Below are 23,467 nucleotides of genomic sequence, written 5' to 3' on the forward strand. Positions count from 1 at the left end.
ACCGCTACCGCAGGGTCAACTCGTATACAGCTCGGTCCTTTCCGGGGCCCTTGTAGTCAGAAATGACCCAAATGTCGTCAACGACTCGGTCGCCCGGAATGTTCTTGAATCCGAGCGACATCCAGGTGGCATGAGCCCTGACGTTCCCAGGTTCTGAGGTCAGGTACAACCGTCCACAACCGACTTCGATCGCCCATGTCCGCACATGGTTCAGCAGCGCCGTCGTAACGCCTCGACGACGGAAGTCAGGATGGGTGATGACATCCTGGATGTAGAGGTCGTTCGGGTCCTCCTGGCTGCGAAAGGCCACTACAGCCCCGGCGAGATCGTCACCGATATGGGCAACCGGACACGTTGACGCAAACAGGTGCGCGTAGAGCCAGTAGTCCGAAGCGGTCCGGGCCTGGAGAAACGGCCCGCCCAGCTGCATGAGCGGGAGCACCTGTTGCGCGAGGTCGATGTTCAGCGGAGTGATTCTCATTGTGTTCATTTCACCAGCGTGACGTCTGCCAACGCCGTTGTGGGGCTCCGTAGTAGCGGAGCAGATGTAGATCCAGGCGATAGGGATGCTGAGCATTGTGACGCGAAGACTGGCTCCTACCGCTCGGCCCCGCCTGCGGAGCCGCGCAGGCTACGCGAAGACGTCCGCCAGCGAATCAGCAGTCAGTACCCGTCTGGCCCACACGTGGAGGTCTTCGGCTCCGGCCGCCTGAACTCGCTGCGTCACCGCGTTCGGCAAGGGGCCGAACTTGACAGTCAACTGCTCGAGCAGGATCTCAGCACGGCCCGCTGCGCGCCCACGCGCTTCACCACGCGCTTCACCACGTGCCTCGCCACGCGCCTCGCCACGCGCTTCCAGTCGTTCCGCTGTGGTCATCACAACTTCCTTCGCTCGAGGACCGAGGCTGTCGGTCAAGGGTTGCAATTCAGTGACGCTCACATCGCAGACGATGAACAGATACGTCACCAAAATGTCGAACTCCCGGGTACCCGAAGGACCGTCCAACAGCGCCCGCAGCTCGTCAACCACCTCCATGATATCCGAGCCGAGGTGCGGATTGCCTGGTCCGATCTTGTGCATGATCAGCATCAACCGCGCCGCCGGGGTCAACTCTCGCGCGCGCAACGCCGCCACATCCAGTGGGGCAACATCATCGAGAAGGAACTCGAACCTGGGCAGGTACCGATCCAGCAGGTCACGGGCGGAGCCGTCGAGGTCGATCAGGTCACCGAGCTGGGTGGGAGCAGTCCAACGCAAACCGGTGTGGGTGCTGTGCACCACCATCGGGACAACGACCGGCAACACCTGCGGAACTGGATGCTCATCCAGATGCCGACGCCAAATGTTGACCACGTAACTGAGCATCCGAAATGCCATCAGTTGGTCATTGCACGATTGGTGCTCGATCAGAATGTAGAGGTAGGCGCCTCGATCATCGATCGTGGTCCGGTACAGAACATCGCTGTACTGAGACCGGAGGTCCTCGGTGATGAAGCTGCCCGGCACCAACACCATCCCGTCGAAGTCGATGCGAGCGGCGAGGTCGGCATCGATGTTGGCCCGGATCTCACTGGCCGCGTCGGCCGCACGACTCAGGATCTGCCGAGCGTAGGCATCGTGGGGGTTCGACGGCTTTTTGGTCATAGCGAGAAGCTACCGTTTGGGCCCCCTGCTGCGCGAATTGGATCATATTGTGCGGCAATGCTGTTCGACCGGAACGCCGAAGGCCCCCGCACGCAGCGGGGGCCTCGGACGAAACGGGGGTCATTCCGCGAGCGGGTCGACCTTCACACGCTGTTTGCGATTGATCATCACGCGCATGACCGGTTCCACGATGCGGGCGCCGATCGGGCCGATGATGGCCATCAGCAGCACGTAGGTGGTGGCCAGTGCGGCGAAGCCGTCGGGGACCGCGCCCGCGGCAACCGCGAGGCCGGCGATGACGATCGAGAACTCGCCGCGCGCGACCAGGGCGGTACCGGCACGAGCGCGCCCGAGTTGCGAGGCACCGGCGCGTTTGGCCGCCCACCAACCGGTGGCGATCTTGGTAGCCGTGGTGACGACCGCCAGCAGTACCGCCCAGCCGAGCACCGGGGGGATCGTCGAGGGATCGGTGCTCAGACCGAACAGCACGAAGAACATCGCCGCGAACAGATCACGCAGCGGTTCGAGGATCTTGGTGGCATCGTGGGCGGTGGAATCGGAGATCGCGATGCCGAGCAGGAACGCGCCGACCGCCGCCGACACCTGCACCGCCGAGGCGATACCCGCCACCAGCAGCGCCGAACCGAGCAGCTTGAGCAGGAAGATCTCGCGATCCTCGCTCGCCACGATCGCCGAAACGTACTTGCCGTAGCGCAGTGCGACGATGAGCACCACCGTCACCGCGACCAGCGCGATACCCACGGTGGTCATGCCCGCCACGAACCCGACACCGGCCAGTACCGCGGTGAGCACCGGCAGATACACCGCCATCGCCAGATCCTCGAACACCAGGATCGACAGAATCGTCGGGGTCTCCCGGTTGCCCAGTCGACCCAGGTCGTTGAGTACCTTGGCGACGATGCCCGAGGAGGAGATGTAGGTGACGCCTGCCATCGCGATCGCGCCCGTCGGGCCGAGGCCGAGCATCAGCGCCACGATCACCCCGGGCGTGGCGTTGAGCACCAGGTCGAGCAGGCCCGCGGGCCACGATTTGCGCATACCGGTGACCAATTCACCGGCGGTGTACTCCAACCCGAGCAGCAACAGCAGCAGCACGACGCCGATCTCGCTGGCGATGTGGATGAAGTCCTCCACCTCGTGCAGCTCGACCAGGCCGCCGGTGCCGAACACCAGACCGCCGAGCAGATAGAGCGGGATCGGCGACAGACCGATCCGGGCCGCGATCCGCCCGAGCACCCCCAACCCGAAGAACACTGCCCCCAGCTGGATCAAAGCCAGCGCGGTTCCACTGATCTGCACGGGCTCAGCCGTCGGTCATGATCGAAGCGGCGGCATCGAGGCCGGCGTTCGTGCCGACCACGACGACCATATCGCCACTGGCGAACACGAACTCCGGTCCCGGCGAGGCGAGGACCTGGCCCGCGCGCAGGACCGCCACGATCGAGGCGCGGGTCTTGGTCCGCATCTCGGTATCGCCCAATTGCCGTGACACATAGGGCGAATTGGGCGGAACCGGCAGCGACCGCGTACTCACGCCGTCGAGTTCGCGATGTTCTTCACGCAGTTGCGCGACCAACTGCGGTGCGCCGAGCAGGCTGGCAAGGGTGCGGGCCTCGACGGCGGACAGTGGGATCTGAACGGTCGAATCCGGATCGCCGATCTTGGTGAAGATCAGGTCGGTACCACCGTCGCGGTGGTCGACGATGCCGATGCGACGGTCCACCTTCGACAGCGAAAATTCTTTGCGGACACCGATTCCCGGCAGGGATGTCACTTCTACATTCATGGGATCACCTAACCTCAGCTAGGGGATACCTTACCTGCTCTTTACTATCGGCATGGATTCATCAGCCTGCGTCGAGGAGACGTCCCGCCGCGTCGAGGCCCTCGTCGGTGCCCACCACAACGACCAGATCGCCCGGGATGAAGGTGAAATCGGTTCCCGGTGACGGGGTCACCTCGCCCGCACGCACCACCGCGACGACCGAGGCCTTGGTGCGGGTGCGCATCTCGGTCTCGCGCAACTGGCGACCGTCGAAGGGGCTGCCACGGTCGATCGCGAACTGCCTGGTCGACAGCTCACCCGCACTGTGGGTCTCGCGGGTCTTCTGCACCACCTGGGGTGCGCCGAGTAATCCGGCCAGCACACCGATCTCGGTGTCGGACAAGGGAATCGAGGTCGTCGAGTCGTAGTCCCCCGCGCGTGAGACGACCAGGTCGACGGAGCCGTCGCGATGCTCGATCACGCCGATCCGCCGGCGCGCCTCGGCCAGCGGAAAGTCCTTGCACACGCCGATTCCCGGTAAAGGCGTCACATCGATGTTCACGCCCTCACAGTACGACCAGAACCGGATAACACCACCCCCTACCCTGCGCACCCGGGTACACCAGCCGAAACGCCGACCTCACACAAAGTTAAGGTTGTCGACTGCCGGGATGGCCCGGCGTGGAAACAGAACGGAGTTCACGCGATGGTCGTGTCGACACCTCGGGACGACCTCTCGGTACTCGCGGCCCTGCGTAGCCCGAAGCGGTTGCGGATCGAAATACTCGGCGGACTGGTGGTCGCGCTCGCGCTGATTCCGGAGGCGATCTCGTTCTCGATCATCGCCGGGGTGGATCCGCGGGTCGGGCTGTTCGCCTCGTTCACGATGGCGGTGACGATCGCGTTCACCGGCGGCAGGCCCGCGATGATCTCCGCGGCGACGGGCGCGGTGGCGTTGGTGATCGCGCCGGTGGTGCGCGAGCACGGTGTCGACTATCTGATCGCGACGGTGCTGCTGGCCGGGGCGTTCCAGGTGGTGTTGAGCGTGGTCGGGGTGGCCCGGCTGATGCGGTTCATTCCGCGCAGCGTGATGGTCGGATTCGTCAACGCGCTGGCCATCATGATCTTTCTGACGCAGCTGCCGCATCTGATCGGGGTGCCGTGGCTGGTGTATCCGATGCTGGTGGCGAGCCTGGCGATTCTGTTCTTCCTGCCGAAACTCACCACCGCCGTGCCCGCGCCGCTCGTCGCGATCGTGCTGCTCACGGCCGTGACGATGGTGTTCTCGCTCGATGTGCCGAACGTCGGCGACGAAGGCGCGCTGCCCGACAGCCTGCCCACGCTCGGCATCCCGAATGTGCCGTGGACTCTCGAGACCCTGCGGATCATCGCGCCGTTCGCGCTGGCGATGGCACTGGTCGGACTCCTGGAATCGCTGATGACGGCCAAGCTGGTCGACGACATCACCGATTCGCATTCGGACAAGACCCGCGAGGGCTGGGGTCAGGGTGTGGCCAATCTCGTCACCGGGTTCTTCGGCGGGATGGGCGGGTGCGCGATGATCGGCCAGACCATGATCAACGTCAAGGTCTCCGGCGCGCGCACCCGGATCTCGACCTTCCTGGCCGGAGTGTTCCTGCTCGGACTGGTCGTGGGGCTCGGTGGCCTCGTGGCGCAGATCCCGATGGCCGTGCTGGTGGCGGTGATGATCATGGTGTCGGTGGGCACCCTGGACTGGCACTCCATCGCCCCGAAGACGTTGCGGCGCATGCCCGTCGCGGAGACGACCGTGATGCTGGTGACGGTGGTCGTCACCGTCACCACGCACAATCTGGCCTACGGCGTGATCGTCGGGGTGCTGGTGGCGATGGTGGCGTTCGCGCATCGCGTCGCGCATTTCACCGAGGTGCTGCCGGTGCGCACCGACGACGACACCCGCGTCTACAAGGTGCGCGGCGAGCTGTTCTTCGCCTCCAGCAATGATCTCGTCTACCAGTTCGACTACGTCGACGATCCGGACAACATCGTGATCGACCTGTCCGAGAGCCACATCTGGGACGCCTCCACCGTCGCCGCGCTCGACGCCATCACCACCAAATACGCGAGCAAGGGCAAGCACGTGGAAATAATCGGCCTCAACGCCGCCTCCGAGGCACGCCACGATCGGCTGTCGGGTCTCGAGGGCTGAGAACTTACTGCGCGAATCGGCTGCGGCTTGCGTATTCGGGCGAAGTTGTGTGTTGTTGAACGGTGACCAACTCTTCCGGAGACGCGTATCCACTCACGGACACGATGACCACCACGACGGCGGTACACGACGGCGTCACGGTGCTGACGGTGACCGGCGAGGTCGACCTGGCGACCGCGCCAGCGCTCGATGCCACCATCGAGGCCATCCTGGCCGACAAACCGGCGACGCTGGTGATCGACCTGACCGCGGTCGGGTTCCTGGCGTCGGCGGGCATGGCGACGCTGGTCGCCGCGCATCAGCGGGCAGGCGAGACCACCTCGATCGCGGTCGTGGCCGACGGTCCCGCCACCAGCCGTCAGCTGAAGATGACGAGCCTGGACCAGGTGTTCGCCATGCACACCACCCTGGATGCCGCCTTGGCGTCGTTCACGTCCTGACATCAAACAACGCGCCGCCGTCCGGAATTCTCCGGGCGGCGGCGCGTTTGTCGTCGGTGGGTGTCAGCAGAGCGTGCGCAACTGCTCGATCAGCTTGATCCGACCGGCGGCGTTCTCGGCGATCGGCGTGACGTTGAGCGTGGTGACGCCCGCCTCGGCCATCGCGGCCAGGCGCTCCTTCACGAAGCCCTCAGGCCCGATCAGCGACACATCGCGCACCAGGTCGTCCGGTACAGCCTGGGCAGCGGCCTGCTTGTCACCGGCCAGGTACAGCTCCTGGATGCGGTCGGCGGCCTCGCCGTAGCCGTACTTGGTGGCGAGGGTGTGATAGAAGTTCTTGCCCTTGGCGCCCATGCCGCCGATGTAGAGCGCCAGGTGCGGCTTCACGAACTCGAGCAGCCCGGTCACGTTCTCACCGATCGCCAATGCGGGACCGGCGAAGATGTCGAGCTCGCCCAGCGCGGGATCACGCTTGGCCTTGCCCGCGGCGAGCGCGTCGCCCCACACGTCGTTCGCCTTCTCCGGCAGGAAGAAGATCGGCTGCCAGCCGTCGGCGACCTCGGCGGCCAGCTCGACGTTCTTCGGGCCGAGCGCGGCCAGCAGCACCGGAATATCTTCGCGGACAGGGTGATTGATCAGCTTGAGCTCTTTGCCCAGGCCGGTGCCGCGGTCGGCGGGCAGCGGGATCTGGTAGTACTTGCCCTGGTAGTTGAGCTTCTCGCGCCGCCACACCTTGCGGCAGATCTCGAGGAGTTCGCGGGTGCGACCGATCGGGGCGTCGTAGGGCACGCCGTGGAAGCCCTCGATGACCTGGGGGCCCGAGGCGCCGATACCGAGGATGAAACGGCCGTCGGAGACGTAGTCCAGGCCGGCCGCGGTCATCGCGGTGAGGCTGGGGGTCCGGGTGTAGAGCTGCAGGATGCCCGAGGCCAGCTGCACCCGTTCGGTGCGGGCGGCCAGGTAGCCCAGCGCGCTCACGGCGTCGAACGAGTACGCCTCCGGCACGAAGACGATGTCGAGGCCGGCGCGTTCCAGGTCGGCGACCTCGGCCGCCGTCTCCTTGAAACCGTCCGTGTAGTTGATGCTCAATCCGATCCGCATGCACTCAACATAGCCTCGGACACTACGAGCACCCCGACCGGTCGGTCTGTCGGCACAGGTGCTGGTCGAGCGGGGTGTGCAGGTGGGCACGCGGTAGCGTTGAGAAGAAGATTCCACGCATTCTCGCCGCATCGAAAGGCCACCCCGTCGTGTCGCAGCCCACCGTGTCGCCGCAGCAGATCGCCCCCTCCTTCGGTTCGGTGACCTTGGAGCACTACCTGTCGGAACTGGCCGCGAAGGTGCCCGCACCCGGCGGCGGGGCCGTCGCCGCGCTGCATGCCGCCCAAGCCGCCGCGCTGGTGGCGATGGTGGCGCGCTACACGACCCGCGCCAAGGACGCGCACAACCGGCCGGTGATCGACCAGATCATCGCGGCCGCCGATGCCGCGCTGGCGAGGTCGCTGGAACTCGCCGACGCCGACGCGGCCGCGTTCACCGCCGTCGGCGCGGCCTACAAGCTGCCGAAGGACACCGACGCCGAGATCGCCGCCCGTACCGCGGCGATCAACGCGGCACTGGTCGAAGCCGCGCGCGTGCCCGCCGCCGTGGTCGACGAGGCCGACGAGATCCTGTCGCTGGCGGCCGAGCTGCTGCCGATCGGCAACCCGAACGTGGTCACCGATATCGGCGCCGCCGCCGATGCCGCCCGCGCCGCCGCGATGAGCTCGCAGCTCAATATCGAGATCAATGTCGGCTCGCTGCCCGCCGAGTTGGGCGACTCGTTCGCCGCCGCCCTGCTGCGCGTGGAGACCATCGCCGCGCGCGCCGACGCCCTGCACGACGACGTGCTGCACGCGGTGCGCGGCTGAGGCTCGGGGTCTCGAACCGGGAACAATTGATCCGAGTCCTCACCTGCGTGAACGCAAGGCGACACACCGTCTGACCCGTTGGCCGTTACCACTTCGATAGGTCGAGTTGATCATGTCGGCCTAGACTTGGATTCCGCCTACGAGTGAGTGAAGGGGTGGCGTTTATGAGGAACGCATTTCGTTTCCTGTTCGTCGCGATCATGGCGGCGTTACTGGCCGCATCCTGGTCGGGAGCCGCGTCCGCGGACCTGATCGGCGAGCAGCGCACCCAGTACGGCGGCGGCACCTATGCCGAAGCTGACCTGTCCAACCACACGTTCACCGTGCACCTCAACGGTGAGACACGCGTGATGCCCGCCTCGATGGGCAAACCCGGTTTCGAGACGCCGACCGGCACGTTCAGCGTCCTGGAGAAGGACCGCTCGGTGGTGTTCGACTCGCGCACCATCGGTATCCCCCTGGAAGATCCCGAGGGCTACATCATCGACGGTGAATACGCGGTGCGCCTGACCTGGGGTGGTGTGATGGTGCACTCCGCGCCGTGGTCGGTGGACTCGCAGGGCAACGCCAACGTGAGCCACGGCTGCATCAACCTCGCACCCGACGATGCCGCCTGGTATTTCGAGAACGTCGGCATCGGCGATCAGGTGTATATCCACTGGTAAACATTTTCCCCCCGTGGCATTCGGCAAACGCGCCGTCAGGGCAGTATCGTGCCCGTAACGAAATCGTTGCGGGACATACCCTGACGGCGACGAGCCTGATGAAGGTGGGGCGATGGATCGACCGGAAGCGCACAGACCGATCGGGGCAGCACAGCACGACCCGGGATCGGCCGGTGCTCCGCTCGCGGCTGTCACCCCGATCCGGCGCTCGCGCGAACTCGGGGCTCCACGGCCTCGCCGGCGCAACGAGCAGGCAGACGGTGCCCGCCATCGCATAGAAGGCGGACCGACGACACCGGCCGGCATTCCGGTGATCTCGGCGGCGGACGCGACGGTCACCGATCGGCTGCCGGTGGTCGGCGGGAAGTTCGATCCCGGTGCGCAGCACAGCATTCCGGATATCGCGTTCTCGATCGAGGACAACGGTCCCGACACCGACGAACTGCCGATCATCACCACCCCTCCCCCGGCCTGGGCGACGCTCGACCATCCAACGCCCGGTTCCGGCTCTGCGGCGACCCGTGCAGTCCCACCGCGAAATCCCCACGCCGCGGACACCTTCCCGCCTCGGCCCGCCACGGACCACTACCGCGGCGCGGACACCTTTCCGCCGCGCCGAGCGCCCGATCACCACCGCGACGCGGATACTTTTCCCCCTCGCTCCGCGCCCGATTTCCGCGATGCGGACGCCACTTCCGCCGACGCCGGCGAGCGCCCCGCACCCGACTACAACCGCAACGACGAAGTTTTCGCGCGAATGATCGACCGGTCCCAGCGGCGGCGTGTGCCCCGCTGGGTGGCACCGCTGGTCGCGTCGGTGGCGGGTGCTGTCCTGCTCGGGGGCACCTATGTCCAATTGCGTGGGCCCGCACCGACATCCACGGCGGCGAGCACTCCGCTCGTACCCAGCTCGGTGAGTCCGGTGACGGCCGCGTGCCCCACCGAACAGTTCGGCACCATGATCCGGGGCAACGGCGAAGGCGGCACCGAATCCGGCATCGCGGCGATTCTGGCGTTCCAGCACGCGTATTACGTTGCGCGGTCCGGCGATCAGGCACGGACCCTCGTGGCCTCCGACGCCGCCGCACCGTCGGCGGCCGCCATCCAGGCCGGGATCGACTCCACGCCGGTCGGGACCACGCACTGCGTGGAGATCACGCCGGGCGCCTTCGAGGGTCAGTATCTGGTGAAGATCACCGCGTTCCGGCCGGATTCGGCCCCGAGCACCTACACACCGCAGTTGGTAGGCACCGCCGAGATCGGCAACAAGACGCTCATCACCTCGTTCGGGGCAGCACCGCGCTAGACCCGAACGGTGCTCACGCGCCTGGCGGACTCAGCCATCGACATGCCTTGTCGAGCGGTAACCGAGCGAGGTGAACGCACACTATTCGCCGTTTCGGTCGAAATTCGAACCGATCTGCCGACTAGTGTGCGCTCACCGCACCGCCGGGGCGCCCGATGATTCAGGGCGCCCTGTCGGTGGCCGGGCCGAGTTCGGTGCGCTGCCACATCGGCAGCGCACCGAGCGATCACGCGGTGAGACCGCGAAAGATGTTCAGGCGCGGGCTTTTTCGGCCGCGACGACCACGTGGCGCATGAGCAGCGCAGTGGTGACCGGGCCGACGCCGCCGGGGACCGGGCTCAGGGCCGAGGCCTTGCCGATGACCGAGGTCGCGTCGACATCGCCGACGATCCCGCCGTCTTCGGCCTCGTTGGTGCCCACATCGATCACGACCGCGCCGTCACCGATGTGCTTGCCGGTGACCAGGCCGATCCGGCCCGCCGCGGCGACCACGATATCAGCGGGGGTGGTGACCGCGGCCAGATCCGCGGTGCGCGAGTGCGCGACGGTGACGGTCGCGTTCTCGGCGAGCAGGAGCTGCGCGAGGGGCTTGCCGACGATATTGGAGCGGCCGACCACGGTGACGAGACGGCCCTGCAGCGCGATGCCGTGATGCTTCAGCAACTCGACGACCGCTTCGGAGGTGGCGGGGACGAAACCGTCGAGGCCGGAGGCGAGCAGGCCCAGCGACAGCGGGCTGACGCCGTCGACGTCCTTGGTCGCGGCGATCGCCGAACTCACGTCGTCGAGGTTCACGCCCGTGGGCAGCGGGGTCTGCAGCATGATCGCGTCGGTGGCCGGGTCGGCGCTGCGCGCGCTCAGTTCGGCGCGGATCGTCTCGGCGCTCGCGTCGGCACCGAGATCGATGCGCTCGCAGGCGATGCCGAGACGTTCGGCGGCCTTGCGCAGCGAGTTCACGTACCAGGCGCTGGCCGGGTCGTCGTTGGCGACGATCAGCGCCAGCGTCGGCGCGGTGCCCGCGGCGGTGAGCGCGGCCGCGCGCTGTTTCGAGTCGGCGTTGATGGCGGCGGCGAGTTCCTTGCCGGTCAGCGAAGCGGTATCCACGGTGAGTCACCTTATCCGCCGCCGGGGCGAGCGGCTGTCGCCGGGCCGCGACGCGCGCAAGCTGGTCGAGGTCCACCGACGGCCGGACGGGCGGTCGTAGGGTGTCGGCAGCTCTGCTCTCCTCAGCACGTACCGAACCGTTCGCGGGAAGGGTTGCGACTGCCGTGAAGATCTCGAGGCACTGGAAACAACTGGCCGCCGCTGTCATAGCGACCGCCGCGCTGACCGGAACCACCGTCGGCCCTGCCGCCGCGCAAGCCGATGTGACGGCGCTCTACAACTCCGCGCAGCGCCATTTCACCGACGGTGACGACGCCGCCGGACGCGCCGACCTTCGTGCCCTCATCGCCGCCGATCCCCACGACGCCGACGCGCTCGCACTGCAGGCGATCTGGTCGCACTACGCAGGCGACCCGGCCGCGGTCGGTGACGCGCTGACCCGGCTCGGCGGTATCGACCCGGCCAAGGCGGCGGGTACCAATCACGTGTTGCACGCGGTGACCGCGGCCGCCGCCACCCTGCCGAATCCGCTGCCCGCGCTGGTCGGTCCGCAGACCGGCATCGTGGTCCTCGGCTACGGCCTGCTCCCCGACGGCGCGCTGCGCCCGGAACTGGAGAACCGGCTCACCGCCGCGTGGCTGCAGGCGATCGCCGCACCGTTCTCCCCCGTGATCGTGACCGGCGGCAATCCGCAGAACGGCATCTCCGAGGCCGAGGCGATGCGACGCTGGCTGGTCGCGCGCGGCCTGCCGGGCGATCGGATCCACGTGGAGGACCGGGCCGGATCGACCGTGCAGAACGCGCTGTTCAGTACGCGGATGCTGCGCGATCTCGGTGCCACCAGCGCGGTGGTGGTGACCTCCCCGAACCACATTCGGCGCGCGGTCGCCGACTTCATCGTGGCGGGTACCGCGGTGGTCGGTGCGATGACCTCGCTCGAACAGCTGGTTTCGCAGTTGCCCCCGCCCGCGCGCAGTGCGCAACGCGGGATCTATCTCGACGCCACCCGCACCTTCGAACTGGACACCGCACGCTGAGTTGTCGCACCTGCGGCGATAATTCGGTTGCCCGGTCGGGAACAATCGCCGGGTGAGTTGTTTTCCCGAAGTGGTTGTCACGTTGCGACGCGCAGGATGCGTGTTCGCCGAGGACGAGGCCACGCTGCTGATCGAGGCGGCGGCCGGTGACGCGCGGCGGCTGGATGCGTTGGTCGGGCAGCGGGTCTCGGGGACACCCCTGGAATATCTGCTCGGCTGGGTGGAATTCCGTGGGCTGCGGGTCGGCGTGCGGCCGGGGGTTTTCGTGCCGCGGCAGCGCACCGCGTTTCTGGTGGAACAGGCAGTCGAGGGTGTCGCGCCGGGGACTTCGCGGGTCTGTGTCGTCGACCTGTGTTGTGGCTGTGGGGCACTCGGGCTCAGCGCCGCGACCGAGCTCACCGCGCGTGGGTGCGATGTCGAGCTGGTCGCCGCCGATATCGACCCCGTCGCCGTCGCCTGCGCGCGGGAGAACCTCGCACCGATCAGCGCCCCGGTATTCGGCGGTGACCTGTTCGACGCGTTACCGGCCGACCTACGCGGGCGCATCGACATCCTGCTCGCGAACACACCGTATGTGCCGAGCGCCCAGGTCGCCGATCTGCCGTCGGAGGCGCGCGAGCACGAGCCGCTGGTCGCGCTCGACGGTGGGTCGGACGGGCTCGATGTGTTGCGGCGGGTAGCCGAAGGCGCGGGCGCCTGGCTCGCACCGAGCGGCACGGTGCTGGTGGAAACCGCTGCTGGGCAGGTCGATACCGCGTGTTCGGTGCTGGCCGCGCACGGTCTCGTTCCGCGGGTCGCGGAGTCCGAGGAGCATTACGCCACCGTGGTCATCGGCGCCCGGGGTCCACGCTGATGACCTCGAAAATGGCAGTCGATGCAGACGTACACATACTGCCGTTCGATACGACGATGCCCCCGTCGAACAATCGCTCGACGGGGGCACCTCCCCTGGGTTACTTACGTCCGGTGAACTGATCCATCGAGTGGTACACGCCCACCGCGTTCAGGTACAGGTCGCGGATCTTGATCGGCAGCAGACCGGTCAGCGCCCGGTTCATCCGTGAGGTCCACGGCATCACCACCAGCGCGCCGCCCGCCTTCATCTCCGACCACGATGTGTCGACCACATCGTGCTGTTCGAGCATCGGGGTGAGGAAGATGCCCTTCGCGCCGTCGAACATGCCGGTGTTGATGTAGGTCGGACAGACCGTGGTGACCTTCACGTGCTCGTGGCCCGCCTGCTCGAGCTCGAGGCGCACCGAGTCCGACCAACCGAGCGCCGCCCACTTCGACCCCGCGTACACGGCCATGCGCGGATTGGCGACCAGACCGGCCGACGACGCGATATTGAGCACGCGCGCCTGGCTCGCACCGGCGACCATGCCCGGCAGGAATTCCAGGGTGACGTACATCGGGGCAAGCGAGTTGATCGCCATCGTCTTGTCGATGTCGGCGCGGTTCTCGGTTTCCCAGAAGTAGGTGTTGCCGCGCACGATGCCGGCGTTGTTGACCAGGATGTCGATTCCGCCGACCTCCTTGCGGACCGCCTCGCCCGCCTCGCGGATCGAGTCCTGCGACGACACGTCCACCACGTAGTGGTGCACCTTGCCGCCCGCGGCGGTCAGCTGCGCCGCCGTCTCACGCAGGGCGAGCTCGTTGATATCCCACAGCACCACCGCGTCGGCGCCCTCGGCGACAGCCTTCTCCGCGAACAGCTTGCCCAGACCCATGGCAGCGCCGGTGACCAGCACCCGTTTGCCCGCGACCGTTTCCAACTTCATGTGCGCTACCTACCCTGCTCGTGTTCTGCTACTTCTGGCGCAGTGTCTTCATGACACCGAAAACCAGCGTCATCGTCTTGGCCCACATCTGCTCGGACATGCCGGGCAGCGGCGCGATCGGCATGAGCCGCTGGACAGCGATCGTCTGGGTGTCGATGTACTTCAGCAGGCCCTCGGGACCGTGGCGACGACCCTGACCGGAGATGCCGAGACCACCCGACGGCGCGTCGATGCTGCCCCAGGCGGCGCTGAAGCCCTCGTTCACGTTCACCGAACCGGCGTTGATCCGGGCGGCGACCTCCTTGCCGCGGTTCACATCCCGGCTCCACACGCTGGCGTTGAGGCCGTAGGCGGTGTCGTTGGCTGCCTCGACGGCGGCGTCGTCGGAGTCGACCTTGTACACCGAAACGACCGGGCCGAAGGTCTCCTCGCGGTAGACCGTCATGCCCGGCTTCACATCGGCGAGCACGGTCGGCTCGTAGAAGTACGGGCCCAGATCCGGGCGGGCGCGACCACCGGCGAGCACCTTGGCGCCCTTGGCGACCGCGTCGTCGACGTGCTCGCTGACGGTGGCGAGCTGACGCGGGAAGGTCAGCGAACCCATGTCCCGGCTGTAGTCGAGTTCACCACCGAGCGACATGTTCTTGACATTGCCGACGAATTCGGCGACGAACTGGTCGTAGACCGAGGCGTCGACGTAGATGCGTTCCATCGACTCGCACAGCTGACCGGCCGACGAGAAGCACGCGCGCACAGCCAGTTTCGCGGCCTTGGAGACATCGGCGTCAGCCAGTACGAGCAGCGGGTTCTTGCCGCCGAGCTCGAGGGAGTAGCCGATCAGGCGCTCACCGGCCTGCTGGGCGATGGTGCGGCCGGTGGCGCTGGAACCGGTGTAGTCGACGTAGTCGGCGCGCGCGATGACGTCGCCACCGATCTCGCGACCACGGCCGAGCACCGCCTGCCACAGCCCGCGCGGCAGGCCCGCGCGCTCAGCGGCGTCGATGGCCCACAGCGCCGAGAGCGCGGTCTGGTTGTCAGGGCGCGCGATGACCGCGTTGCCCGCGATCAGGGCGGGCAGGGCGTCGGAGGCGGCCAGCGCGAGGGGGTAGTTCCACGGTGAGATGACCGCGACGACGCCCTTGGGCCGGTTGTGCACCTCGACCGAGGTGAGCACCGGCAGCACGCCGCGCGGCTTGCGGTCGGCGAGCAGTTTGGGTGCGACGGTGGCGTAGTAGCGCGCGTTCAGTGCGACGTCGGCGATCTCGTCGAAGGCGTGCGGGCGGGACTTGCCGGTCTCGGTCTGCACGATGTCGAGGATGGTGTCCTGCTCGGCGAGCACGATGTCGTGGAAGCGGCGCACGATCTCGGCGCGCTGCTTGACGCTCACCTTGGCCCAGTCGCGCTGCGCGTGCCGGGCGACGGCGAAGGCGCGCTCGATGTCGTCGACCGAGGACTGCGGCAGGTCGCCGATCTTGTGGCCGGTGGCCGGGGCGAAGATCTCGACCGACGGCGCACCACCGGCGACTCCGCGATCGAACAGGGGCTTGACCAGGGCGGTCGGCAGCGCGGTGGGTTCGGCGGTCAGCTCGGGGGCGGTCGTCATTGTCGGCCCTTCTCCTCAACAGATGGATCGCGCGCAACAGTCGCGCACGTTCAGATTATTTACTGAACACTAGTGTTAGATTAATGCCAGCGCCCTGGTTCGTGTCAAGCTTTCAGTGCGCGAGCAGTGACGGTGAGGGAGGCGCGATGACCGAGGACTCGACCGCGGTGCGTCGCGGGCGCCCGCCGCAGACCCAGGAGCAGGCCGACGAGGTCCGCGCCCGGATCGTCGAGGCGACAGCCGCGGTGTTCGCGCGCAACGGGTCGCGTGGCCTGAGCGTCGCCCAGATCATCGAAGAGGCCGGGCTGGCCAGGCCCACTTTCTACCGCTATTTCGGCAATGCGTCCGAGCCGCTGCACGCCGTCCTTGACGTGTCCAACGACGGCCTCGTCGGCGGGATCCGCGAAGCCCTCGCGGGCACCGACGAGCCGGTGCAGCTGGGTATCCGCCTGATCGATGCCTACATGGACTGGGCGCGGGGGCACGGGCCGATGCTGCGACCACTGTTCGCCGAATTGCACGACCCCGGCTCGGTCGTGTCGGCCTACCGCGAACGCGCGCTCGACGATATCCGCGATCTGGTGCGCAAGACGTTCGGCGACCTCGGCCGCCCGGTCCCCGCGCCCCTCGACATGGACGCGGCGCTGCACGTGTGCGAGTACGTCGTCTACCGGCTCACCATGGGCAGCGAACCGGGCAGCGATCCCGATCCCGTGCTGGCGTCGGAGGCCAGGGTGACCATGATCCGCGTCCTGCTGGTCACCCTGGGCACTCGCGACGATCTCGCCTACGCGATGGAACTACCCGGCCTGTTCCCTGACCTGTAGCGATCCGGGTTCGTCGGCGGCTGTGAGCAGGGCGACCGCGAGCAGCACCGCACCGATCCAGCCCGCGACGCCGAGCCGCTCATCGAGGAACACCACTGCCAGCACCGTGCCGGTGAGCGGTTCGAGCAGGGCGAGCAGTGCGCCGGTGCCCGCGCCCGCCGCGGTGAGGCCACGGAAATAGAGCGTGTAGGCGATGGCCGTCGGGAACAGTCCGAGGGCGAGCACGCCCAGCAGGCCGGGCGCGGTGATGTCGATCGAGGTGGTGGTGACCGCCGCCGGGACGGCGAGCAGCATCGCGCCCGCGCTGAAGCCGATTCCGGTGCTGGTGACGGGGTCGAGGCCGGGGACCGGGACCGCGGCGATCACCGTGAGCACGGCGAACGCGGTGGCGGCGGCCAGTGCCAGGGCCGCACCGAACAGCACCCCTGACCCGCCCGCTCCTGGTGTGCCGACCAGCAGTGCGAGACCGGCGACGGCGAGGGCGATGCTGCGCGCCCGGGTGCGATCGAGTGCTCGCCTACCGGTGAGATGTTCGAGTACGGCGACCACGACCGGCGACATTCCGATGGTGATCAGCGTCGCCAGACTCACCGAGGACAGGGCGACCGCGCCGAAATAGCAGCCCTGGAACACCGCCGCGAGAACGGCTGTCGCCCCGATGCGCCGCCAGGCGGGGGCATCACGCGGGATGGCTCTGCGGGTGAGGACGCACAGTCCCACCAGCAGTAACCCGCCGACGGCCAAGCGCACGGCGGCGACCGCCACCGGGGACAGGTGGGTCGAACGTTGGACGAGGGTGCCGAGTAGGCCGCCGGTCCCCCAGAGAATTCCGGCGATGACGAGATCAGCTGTGCCGACGCGGGCGGACAGCGAAACAGACATGGGTGTGCTCCTGCGACAGAAGGTGAAGGGGTCGCGAGAAGCGAGGTGCACGACTACATACCGAAACCACCGGCGCGTTGATCACGCGCCGCGGGGCACCTCGCTCAGGAGGCGGGCGGCGGGGTGGAACGGAAGCAGTTGTGCACGCCGCCACTGTACTCCACACACAATCTCCACATTTGGCGACATAACCCTCCACACGGGCTCGCTAGGGTCGCACCATGGAAATCAGTGGGGGCGGGACAGGACAGGCGGCACGCCGGATCCTGGTGGTCGACGACGAGGTGACGATCGCGGAGTCGGTGGCCGCGAGGTTGCGGGCCGAGGGGTTCACCGTCGACCTGGCACACGACGGTCCGGCCGCGGTGGCGGCGGCGCTGGCGGGCGAACCCGATCTGGTGGTCCTCGACGTCATGTTGCCGGGGTTCGACGGGCTGGAGGTGTGCCGCCGGATTCAAGCCGAGCGGCCCGTGCCTGTACTCATGCTCACCGCGCGCACCGACGAGACCGATCAGCTCATCGGGCTCGGGGTCGGCGCCGACGACTATCTCACCAAGCCGTTCTCGATGCGGGTGCTCGCCGCCCGCGTGCACGCGCTGTTGCGGCGGGTGGACCGGGCTGCCGAGCGCGGTGACCACAGCATCGTCGTCGGTGATCTGCGGATCGATCTCGCGGAGCGGCGGGTGTGGCGCGGTGATACCGAAGCACGGCTCACCCCACTGGAATTCGACCTGCTGACGCGGCTCGCGCAACGTCCGCGGGCGGTGCTCGCGAGAGAGCGACTGCTGGAGGACATCTGGGACTGGTCCGATGCGGCGGGGACGCGGGCGGTGGATTCGCACGTGAAAGCGTTGCGGCGCAAGCTCGGTGCCGATCTCATCCGTACCGTGCACGGTGTCGGGTACGCATTGGACGCGCGATGACCGATCGCACGGTGACGTTGATGGATCGCATCGCCGATGTGCTGCCGCGTCCGCTGGACCGGCTGCGGTCGATCAAGCTCAAACTGGCCGTGTTGATGTTGTGCTCGGGTGGTGTCGCGTTCGGGTATTTCCGGTGGCAGATCGGCTGGTTGCCGCCGCTGACCACGGCGACCGCGTTCGGGATCGCCTTGATCACCTCCCAGTTCCTCGCGCACGGGATCACCCGTCCGCTGCGGCAGATGACGGCGGCCGCGCGGCAGATGGCCCACGGCGACTACAGCTTTCGGGTGCGCGCCTCCTCACGCGACGAAGTGGGGCAGCTCGCGACCGCGTTCAACCAGATGGCCGCCGACCTGGCCGCCGCCGACCGGCAACGTCGCGACCTCATCGCCAATGTGTCCCATGAGCTGCGCACGCCGGTGACCGCGCTGCACGCCGTGCTCGAGAATCTGGTCGACGGGGTGAGCGAGCCCGATCCGGCGACGCTGCGGACCGCTCTCGCACAGACCGAGCGGCTCGGCCTGCTCGTCTCCGAACTTCTCGACCTGTCCAGCATCGAAGCGGGCGCGTTCACCCTGGATCGTGAAACCCTGCCGCTGGCACCACTGTTGGCGGAGGTGATCGCCGAAGCCGAGGTGATGACCGCCGCGCTCGGACGTGGTGTTCGGTTCACGACGGCCGTTGCGCCGACCGACGGATGCGTGTTCGCCGACCGTGCCCGACTGCATCAGGTGCTGTTCAACCTGCTCGACAACGCCGCACGGCACGGCCCGTCCGGCGGCGAGGTGCGGGTCTCGGCCTCGACGGGACCCGACGGCACGGTCCTGGAAATCCAGGACGACGGCCCGGGCATCCCGGAAGCCGAGCGCGCCACCGTCTTCGACCGTTTCACCCGGGGTGGTCGCACCGAGGGCGGCGGCACCGGCCTCGGCCTCGCCATCGCCCGCTGGGTCATCGACCTGCACGGCGGCACCATCGCCGTCGCCGACCCCGGCTCCCGCATCCGCGTCGTCCTGCCCACGGGCTGACCTCCACATCCACACGCACTCTCCCGGCACTTCGGTCCCGGGGCATATCCGCACACCTCCAGGAGGGGAAACACCATGTCCGACAAGCCGATACCCGAGGCACCCAAGCCTGCGCCGAGTGCTACCGAGACGCCGAAACCCGCAGCCGAAACCTCGCAGACGGGCGGCGGTGAGACGAGTTCCGGCACTCAGGCGACCGCGGTACTCACCCCGGCACCTGACACGACAACTCCCGTCGCGCCGGCCACCGACGGCACGGTGCCGGTCACGACATTGCTCGCCGAGCGGCGCACGAGCGGTGCCGTCCAGCCGGGCACGCCGGGGTGGACGGCCGCGGCATGGCCGAACGCGGCGGCGGTGGCCAAGTCCGGATCGTCCGTGCGGTCGACGCCGCTACCGTCGATGCCGCCTCCGCTACCGCCGGTCCCGAAACGATGGCAGTGCGTCGCGCGCCCACCCGGTGTCCTGCCCGCCGCGGCGCTGGCCGGCATCGTCGGTGCCACGGTCATTCCGGTGGACCGTCCCGGTATCGGCTGGCTCATCGCGGGTACTGCCATCACCGGCGCGCTCGTCGCGGTCGACTACCGAGCCCGGTATCGCGGTGGGTCCGAAGCGGACGAGGTCGCGGCTGCCACGGAAGACTCCGATTCGCGCCGTACGGCGGACCCCGTTCCGGGCGACAATGCCGCGCCCACGAGCGAAACGGTCATGTCGCGATCAGCCGATACCGAGAGTGAGCGGGCGGCGGTTCACGACGACCCGACCGACAACGGTGCCGAGTCCGTGAGAAGTGTTGCGAATACTCCTGATTCGTCGGCGGGCGACATCGGCGCGGTGAAGGCGCCTGCCGAAGGTGAACCTGCCGGAGCGGCGACACTCTCGCAGACCGACTCCGCCGAGACAGGTTCGGCGACGGCACCTGCGCCGAACAGCGCTGTGTCCGCGAACAAGGCCGTGTCGACGGACGAGGCCATGTCGGCGAACAAGACCGTGGCGCCGAATGAGTCTGTCCCCCACTCTGTTTCGATCGGTGATCGGGTCTGGTGGGCCGCGGCGGCGCTGGTGTTGCTCGGGGTGGGGACCGTGCGGGCCGCCGGGTGGCTGTTCGTGTTGTGTGTGATCGCGGCGTGTGTGGCCGGGTCGCTGGCGGTGTTGGGGCGGCGGAGTGTGCGGGGGATCGCGCACGACATGTTCGCGGTGCCGTTGGCCTCGTTCGGGGCGGTGCCGTGGGCGTTTTCGGGGCTGCGGGAGTCGCGGTCGGTGGGGAGCTCCACTGTGCGGCGGTACGGGGTTTCCATCGCTGCGACGGCGGCGTTGCTGGTGGTGTTCGTGCCGCTGCTCGGCGGGGCGGACGCCACGTTCGCGAAGATGTTGAACGGGCTCGTGCCGAAGGTGGACGGGCCGGCGGCATGGCAGTGGATCTTCCTGTTCGTGGTCGTCACGGTGGGTGTGCTCGGCGCGCTGTATCTGCTCGCGGGTCCGCCGGCACGAGCAGCGGATTCGGTTCGGCCGGTGCGCCTTTGGTCGCGTAGTGAGTGGATGCTGCCGGTGGGCGCGTTGACCGTGTTGTTCGCGGTGTTCGTCGGCGCCCAGTTCGTTGCCCTGTTCGGTGGCGACGATTACGTGCAGCGCACGGCGGGTCTGACCTACGCCGAGTACGCGCGCAGCGGGTTCTGGCAGCTGTCGGCGGTGAGCATTCTGACGCTGGCCGTGATCGTCGCGGTCCTGCACTGGTCGAAGCAGGAAACCGCCGCCGATCGCCTGTCGTTGCGGGTGCTGCTGAGCGCGGTGAGTGTGCTGGCGCTGGTCATCGTCGGTTCGGCGCTGGGCCGGATGTGGACCTACCAGCAGGCCTACGGGTTCACCGTGCTCCGGCTGCTGGTGACCATGTGCGAACTCTGGGTCGGCCTCGTCTACATTCTCGTGCTGGCCGCCGTAGCGCGACTGCGGTGGACCTGGGTGCCGCGTGCCGCGATCGGGACGGCCCTGGCGACCCTGATCGCTCTCGCCGCGATCAACCCCGAACACCTTGTCGCCGAACGCAATATCGACCGCTGGTCCACCAGCAAGCGCCTGGACGCGGACTACCTGGGCACCCTCTCCCCCGACATCCTGCCCGCCCTCGACGGCCTGCAGGACCCGTTCCTGCGCATGCAGATCAAGGACGCCGTCCTGCGCGACCTGGACGACGACCACTGGTGGTCGTGGAACTGGTCCCGCAGCTCAGCTCGCTGACGGTCGCCCTCCGCGTTCGTCCACCACGGCGACCGCGGAGGGCTCCATCGCTGGGCCGAACGAGGTGGAGGCGGGGGTTGCAAGTTCCCCTGTTCCCGCCATTCGAGTGCCTGGCATCTCGGGACCGCGAACCCTGCTGACGGCGGCTGTCGTCGCCCGAACTTCACTACCCCTGCGGCGCAACAGTTCTCGACAGCCCGCTGGCTCGCAGGACGCGGCGGCCGATCGCGGCGCGGATGGACTCCTCGGTGCCGATGATGCGGACGTGCGAGCGCGCTCGGGTGATGGCCGTGTAGAGGAGTTCCCTGGTGAGCAGGGTGGATTCGGGTTCGGGCAGGACGACCGAGACCGTGTCGTACTGGCTGCCCTGGCTGCGGTGGATGGTCATGGCGAAAACCGTGACCACGGCGGGGAATTGGGTGGGATGGACGAGGTAGGGCTCGCTACCGCGCTGCAGTGCGGCGCGCAGGGAACCGTCGGGGCGGCGGATGATGACGCCGGTGTCCCCGTTGTAGATCCGGGCCTCGTGGTCGTTGGCGGTGACCAGCAGGGGCTGGCCGGGGTACCAGACCGATTGCGGCCCTTCGGGTCCCGCGCCACCGGCGGCAGCCCATTCGGCCGCCATCCGATCCCAGCGTTCGACACCGAACGGGCCTTGGCGGTGCGCGCAGAGCAGTCGGTGGGATTCGAGCGCGGTCAGCGCGCCGATCGCGTCGCCTGCTTCCGCGGCCGCCGTGACGGCGAGGGCAGCGGTGGTCACGTCCGCCCGCACAGCACGGATGTCATCGGGCCCGCACAGCGACACATCGTCGCCGCCCGCCCGCAGAATCGCCAGCGCCGCATCGGCATCGCCCGCGCGAACGGCCACCGCCAGGTCGGCGATGCGCCCGCCGAATCGCCTTCCCCGGGTCAAACGCACGATCCCGCCCTGCAACCGCCGCTGCTCGAGAGCCGTCAGCGCCTGCGCCGCTGCGGGATCCACCGACGATCCCTCGACATCGAGCACCTCGCCGAGCGCGGGATCGGTTGCGCCGCTCACCGGGCCTGCGACGAGGTCGGCCAGCACCGCGCCCGCGTCGACCGAGGCGAGCTGGTCGGGGTCGCCGACGAGGATCAGGCGGGTGTCGGGGCGCAGCGCCGAGAAGAGGTGGCTCATCATCGTGAGCGACACCATCGAGGTCTCGTCGACCACGACGACGTCGTAGGGCAGGCGGTTGTGTTCGTGGTGGCGGAAGCGGGTGGTGCGGCCACGTTGCCAGCCAAGGAGGCGGTGCAGGGTCGAGGCGGTGAGTTCGGGCAGGCCCAGCTCGGCGGCCTGTTCGCGCACCGCTTCCTGCAGGCGCGCCGCCGCTTTGCCGGTGGGGGCGGCGAGGGCGATGCGCAGCGCGGGCAACTTGGGTGATGCGCTGCGGTGGGCGGTGAGCAGGGCCAGGATGCGGGCGATGGTGTGGGTTTTGCCGGTGCCGGGGCCGCCGGCGACGACGGTGGTCCAGTGGGTCGCGGCGAGGGCGGCGGCCAGGCGTTGCCGATCGGGTCCGTCGCCGAGCGGGTCGGCGAAGAGCCGATCCAGTTGTGCGCGAACGAGTTCGGTGTCGATCACGGGGTGGTCGGCGCTGCGTTCGGTGAGCACGCGCCGCAGGGTCTGTTCCTGCTGGTAGTACCGGTCGAGGTACAGCAGCGCGCCACCCTCGGCATCGGCTTCGACGATACGCAGCGGGCGCAGCGGACCGGACTGCCCACCGCAGATCAGCGGACTCCGGCGCAGGGCGGACAGCACCCGATCGGTGTCCGGCCACGGAAGCGTCGCCGGGTCGATTCCCGTTGCGTTGTCCCGGGTTTCGTCGGCGTCGATGCCGATCTCCCGCATCCGCGCCAGCTCGAGACACACCGAGCCCGACCGCACCGCACGCACCGCCAGGGCCGCGGCGAACAGCACGTCCTCGCTGTCCTCGCGACCCATCCGACCCAACCGCACCGCGACATGCACATCCGCCGCGGACAACACACCGGCTTCGTTGAACACCCGCAGCAGCCCGGTCCCCCGCTGCGCCACCTGAATAGACGTCATGGTCGGTGCCTCTCCGTCGTCAGCACCGGTCGCCGTCGC

At 68.1% G+C, this 23,467-nt stretch carries 21 protein-coding genes and 1 pseudogene; 11 read left to right on the top strand and 11 right to left on the bottom strand.

Translation table 11 applies throughout. The features are described 5' to 3' along the window. Positions 1–4: 4 nt before the first annotated feature. The 5 genes from ACFWUP_RS04615 to ACFWUP_RS04635 form a co-directional block, all read right to left on the bottom strand. Positions 5–490, bottom strand: a complete 486-nt coding sequence (locus ACFWUP_RS04615; RefSeq protein WP_379230683.1) for a GNAT family N-acetyltransferase — start codon at positions 488–490, stop codon at positions 5–7. A 141-nt stretch (positions 491–631) separates the two neighbouring features. Further along, the gene (locus ACFWUP_RS04620) at positions 632–1,645 is read right to left on the bottom strand and encodes an Rpn family recombination-promoting nuclease/putative transposase (protein ID WP_379230685.1); all 1,014 of its coding nucleotides are present in this window, start codon (positions 1,643–1,645) and stop codon (positions 632–634) included. 120 nt (positions 1,646–1,765) lie between these two features. Next, positions 1,766–2,959 (bottom strand): cation:proton antiporter, encoded by a 1,194-nt coding sequence (locus ACFWUP_RS04625; RefSeq protein WP_379230966.1) that lies wholly within the window; start codon positions 2,957–2,959, stop codon positions 1,766–1,768. Between the two features lie 10 nt (positions 2,960–2,969). After that, positions 2,970–3,452, bottom strand: coding sequence for a cation:proton antiporter regulatory subunit (locus ACFWUP_RS04630; RefSeq protein ID WP_379230687.1), 483 nt, complete (start codon positions 3,450–3,452; stop codon positions 2,970–2,972). A 61-nt stretch (positions 3,453–3,513) separates the two neighbouring features. Continuing rightward, the gene (locus ACFWUP_RS04635; RefSeq protein ID WP_379230689.1) at positions 3,514–3,993 is read right to left on the bottom strand and encodes a cation:proton antiporter regulatory subunit; all 480 of its coding nucleotides are present in this window, start codon (positions 3,991–3,993) and stop codon (positions 3,514–3,516) included. A 144-nt stretch (positions 3,994–4,137) separates the two neighbouring features. Here ACFWUP_RS04635 and ACFWUP_RS04640 point away from each other — a divergent pair, with 144 nt between their 5' ends. Together ACFWUP_RS04640 and ACFWUP_RS04645 are read left to right on the top strand one after the other, a co-directional pair. Next, positions 4,138–5,619: a SulP family inorganic anion transporter gene (locus ACFWUP_RS04640; protein WP_379230690.1), complete on the top strand. Its 1,482-nt coding sequence runs from the start codon at positions 4,138–4,140 to the stop codon at positions 5,617–5,619. Positions 5,620–5,723: 104 nt separating this feature from the next. After that, positions 5,724–6,059, top strand: a complete 336-nt coding sequence (locus tag ACFWUP_RS04645) for an STAS domain-containing protein (RefSeq protein ID WP_379230692.1) — start codon at positions 5,724–5,726, stop codon at positions 6,057–6,059. 63 nt (positions 6,060–6,122) lie between these two features. On the opposite strand, the gene ACFWUP_RS04650 is transcribed toward ACFWUP_RS04645, so the two are convergent. Then, the gene (locus tag ACFWUP_RS04650; protein WP_379230694.1) at positions 6,123–7,160 is read right to left on the bottom strand and encodes an LLM class F420-dependent oxidoreductase; all 1,038 of its coding nucleotides are present in this window, start codon (positions 7,158–7,160) and stop codon (positions 6,123–6,125) included. A 149-nt stretch (positions 7,161–7,309) separates the two neighbouring features. Here ACFWUP_RS04650 and ACFWUP_RS04655 point away from each other — a divergent pair, with 149 nt between their 5' ends. From ACFWUP_RS04655 to ACFWUP_RS04665, 3 genes and pseudogenes are all read left to right on the top strand, one after another. Beyond that, positions 7,310–7,969 (top strand): cyclodeaminase/cyclohydrolase family protein, encoded by a 660-nt coding sequence (locus tag ACFWUP_RS04655; protein ID WP_379230696.1) that lies wholly within the window; start codon positions 7,310–7,312, stop codon positions 7,967–7,969. Positions 7,970–8,250: 281 nt separating this feature from the next. Beyond that, a pseudogene (locus tag ACFWUP_RS04660) lies at positions 8,251–8,634 on the top strand (L,D-transpeptidase); the annotation flags it as partial. Between the two features lie 112 nt (positions 8,635–8,746). Next, positions 8,747–9,940: a hypothetical protein gene (locus tag ACFWUP_RS04665; protein WP_379230697.1), complete on the top strand. Its 1,194-nt coding sequence runs from the start codon at positions 8,747–8,749 to the stop codon at positions 9,938–9,940. A 252-nt stretch (positions 9,941–10,192) separates the two neighbouring features. On the opposite strand, the gene ACFWUP_RS04670 is transcribed toward ACFWUP_RS04665, so the two are convergent. Next, complete coding sequence (locus ACFWUP_RS04670; RefSeq protein ID WP_379230699.1) at positions 10,193–11,044, bottom strand: bifunctional 5,10-methylenetetrahydrofolate dehydrogenase/5,10-methenyltetrahydrofolate cyclohydrolase; 852 nt, start codon at positions 11,042–11,044, stop codon at positions 10,193–10,195. Between the two features lie 164 nt (positions 11,045–11,208). Between ACFWUP_RS04670 and ACFWUP_RS04675 the strand changes: the two genes are divergently transcribed. Further along, positions 11,209–12,081, top strand: coding sequence for an ElyC/SanA/YdcF family protein (locus ACFWUP_RS04675; RefSeq protein WP_379230701.1), 873 nt, complete (start codon positions 11,209–11,211; stop codon positions 12,079–12,081). 52 nt (positions 12,082–12,133) lie between these two features. Further along, complete coding sequence (locus tag ACFWUP_RS04680; protein WP_379230703.1) at positions 12,134–12,934, top strand: putative protein N(5)-glutamine methyltransferase; 801 nt, start codon at positions 12,134–12,136, stop codon at positions 12,932–12,934. Positions 12,935–13,034: 100 nt separating this feature from the next. Here the strand turns inward: ACFWUP_RS04680 and ACFWUP_RS04685 are convergent, their stop codons facing one another. Then, a complete protein-coding gene (locus ACFWUP_RS04685; protein ID WP_379230705.1) occupies positions 13,035–13,862 on the bottom strand; it encodes an SDR family NAD(P)-dependent oxidoreductase in 828 nt (275 codons plus the stop codon). A gap of 28 nt (positions 13,863–13,890) precedes the next feature. Continuing rightward, positions 13,891–15,465 carry a succinic semialdehyde dehydrogenase gene (locus ACFWUP_RS04690; protein WP_379230707.1) on the bottom strand — a complete coding sequence of 525 codons (1,575 nt, stop codon included), beginning with the start codon at positions 15,463–15,465 and terminating at the stop codon, positions 13,891–13,893. Positions 15,466–15,611: 146 nt separating this feature from the next. Here ACFWUP_RS04690 and ACFWUP_RS04695 point away from each other — a divergent pair, with 146 nt between their 5' ends. Continuing rightward, positions 15,612–16,292, top strand: a complete 681-nt coding sequence (locus ACFWUP_RS04695; RefSeq protein WP_379230709.1) for a TetR/AcrR family transcriptional regulator — start codon at positions 15,612–15,614, stop codon at positions 16,290–16,292. Here ACFWUP_RS04695 and ACFWUP_RS04700 read toward each other — a convergent pair. Then, a complete protein-coding gene (locus ACFWUP_RS04700; protein WP_379230711.1) occupies positions 16,266–17,174 on the bottom strand; it encodes a DMT family transporter in 909 nt (302 codons plus the stop codon). The genes ACFWUP_RS04695 and ACFWUP_RS04700 overlap by 27 nt on opposite strands. A 221-nt stretch (positions 17,175–17,395) precedes the next feature. On the opposite strand from ACFWUP_RS04700, the gene ACFWUP_RS04705 reads away from it, so the two are divergent. The 3 genes from ACFWUP_RS04705 (at position 17,396) to ACFWUP_RS04715 (ending at position 21,360) form a co-directional block, all read left to right on the top strand. Then, entirely contained in the window at positions 17,396–18,097 is a 702-nt protein-coding gene (locus ACFWUP_RS04705; protein ID WP_379230713.1) for a response regulator, read from the top strand. Further along, entirely contained in the window at positions 18,094–19,125 is a 1,032-nt protein-coding gene (locus ACFWUP_RS04710) for an ATP-binding protein (protein WP_379230714.1), read from the top strand. The genes ACFWUP_RS04705 and ACFWUP_RS04710 overlap by 4 nt, the downstream gene beginning before the upstream one ends. 75 nt (positions 19,126–19,200) lie before the next feature. Then, positions 19,201–21,360, top strand: a complete 2,160-nt coding sequence (locus ACFWUP_RS04715) for a DUF4153 domain-containing protein (RefSeq protein WP_379230716.1) — start codon at positions 19,201–19,203, stop codon at positions 21,358–21,360. A 166-nt stretch (positions 21,361–21,526) separates the two neighbouring features. Here the strand turns inward: ACFWUP_RS04715 and recD are convergent, their stop codons facing one another. Further along, on the bottom strand, positions 21,527–23,428 hold the full coding sequence (gene recD, locus ACFWUP_RS04720) for an exodeoxyribonuclease V subunit alpha (RefSeq protein WP_379230718.1): 1,902 nt from the start codon (positions 23,426–23,428) through the stop codon (positions 21,527–21,529). Positions 23,429–23,467: the final 39 nt, after the last annotated feature.

It is taken from the genome of Nocardia sp. NPDC058658 (assembly GCF_042716665.1).
In the GTDB taxonomy this organism is placed as follows: domain Bacteria; phylum Actinomycetota; class Actinomycetes; order Mycobacteriales; family Mycobacteriaceae; genus Nocardia.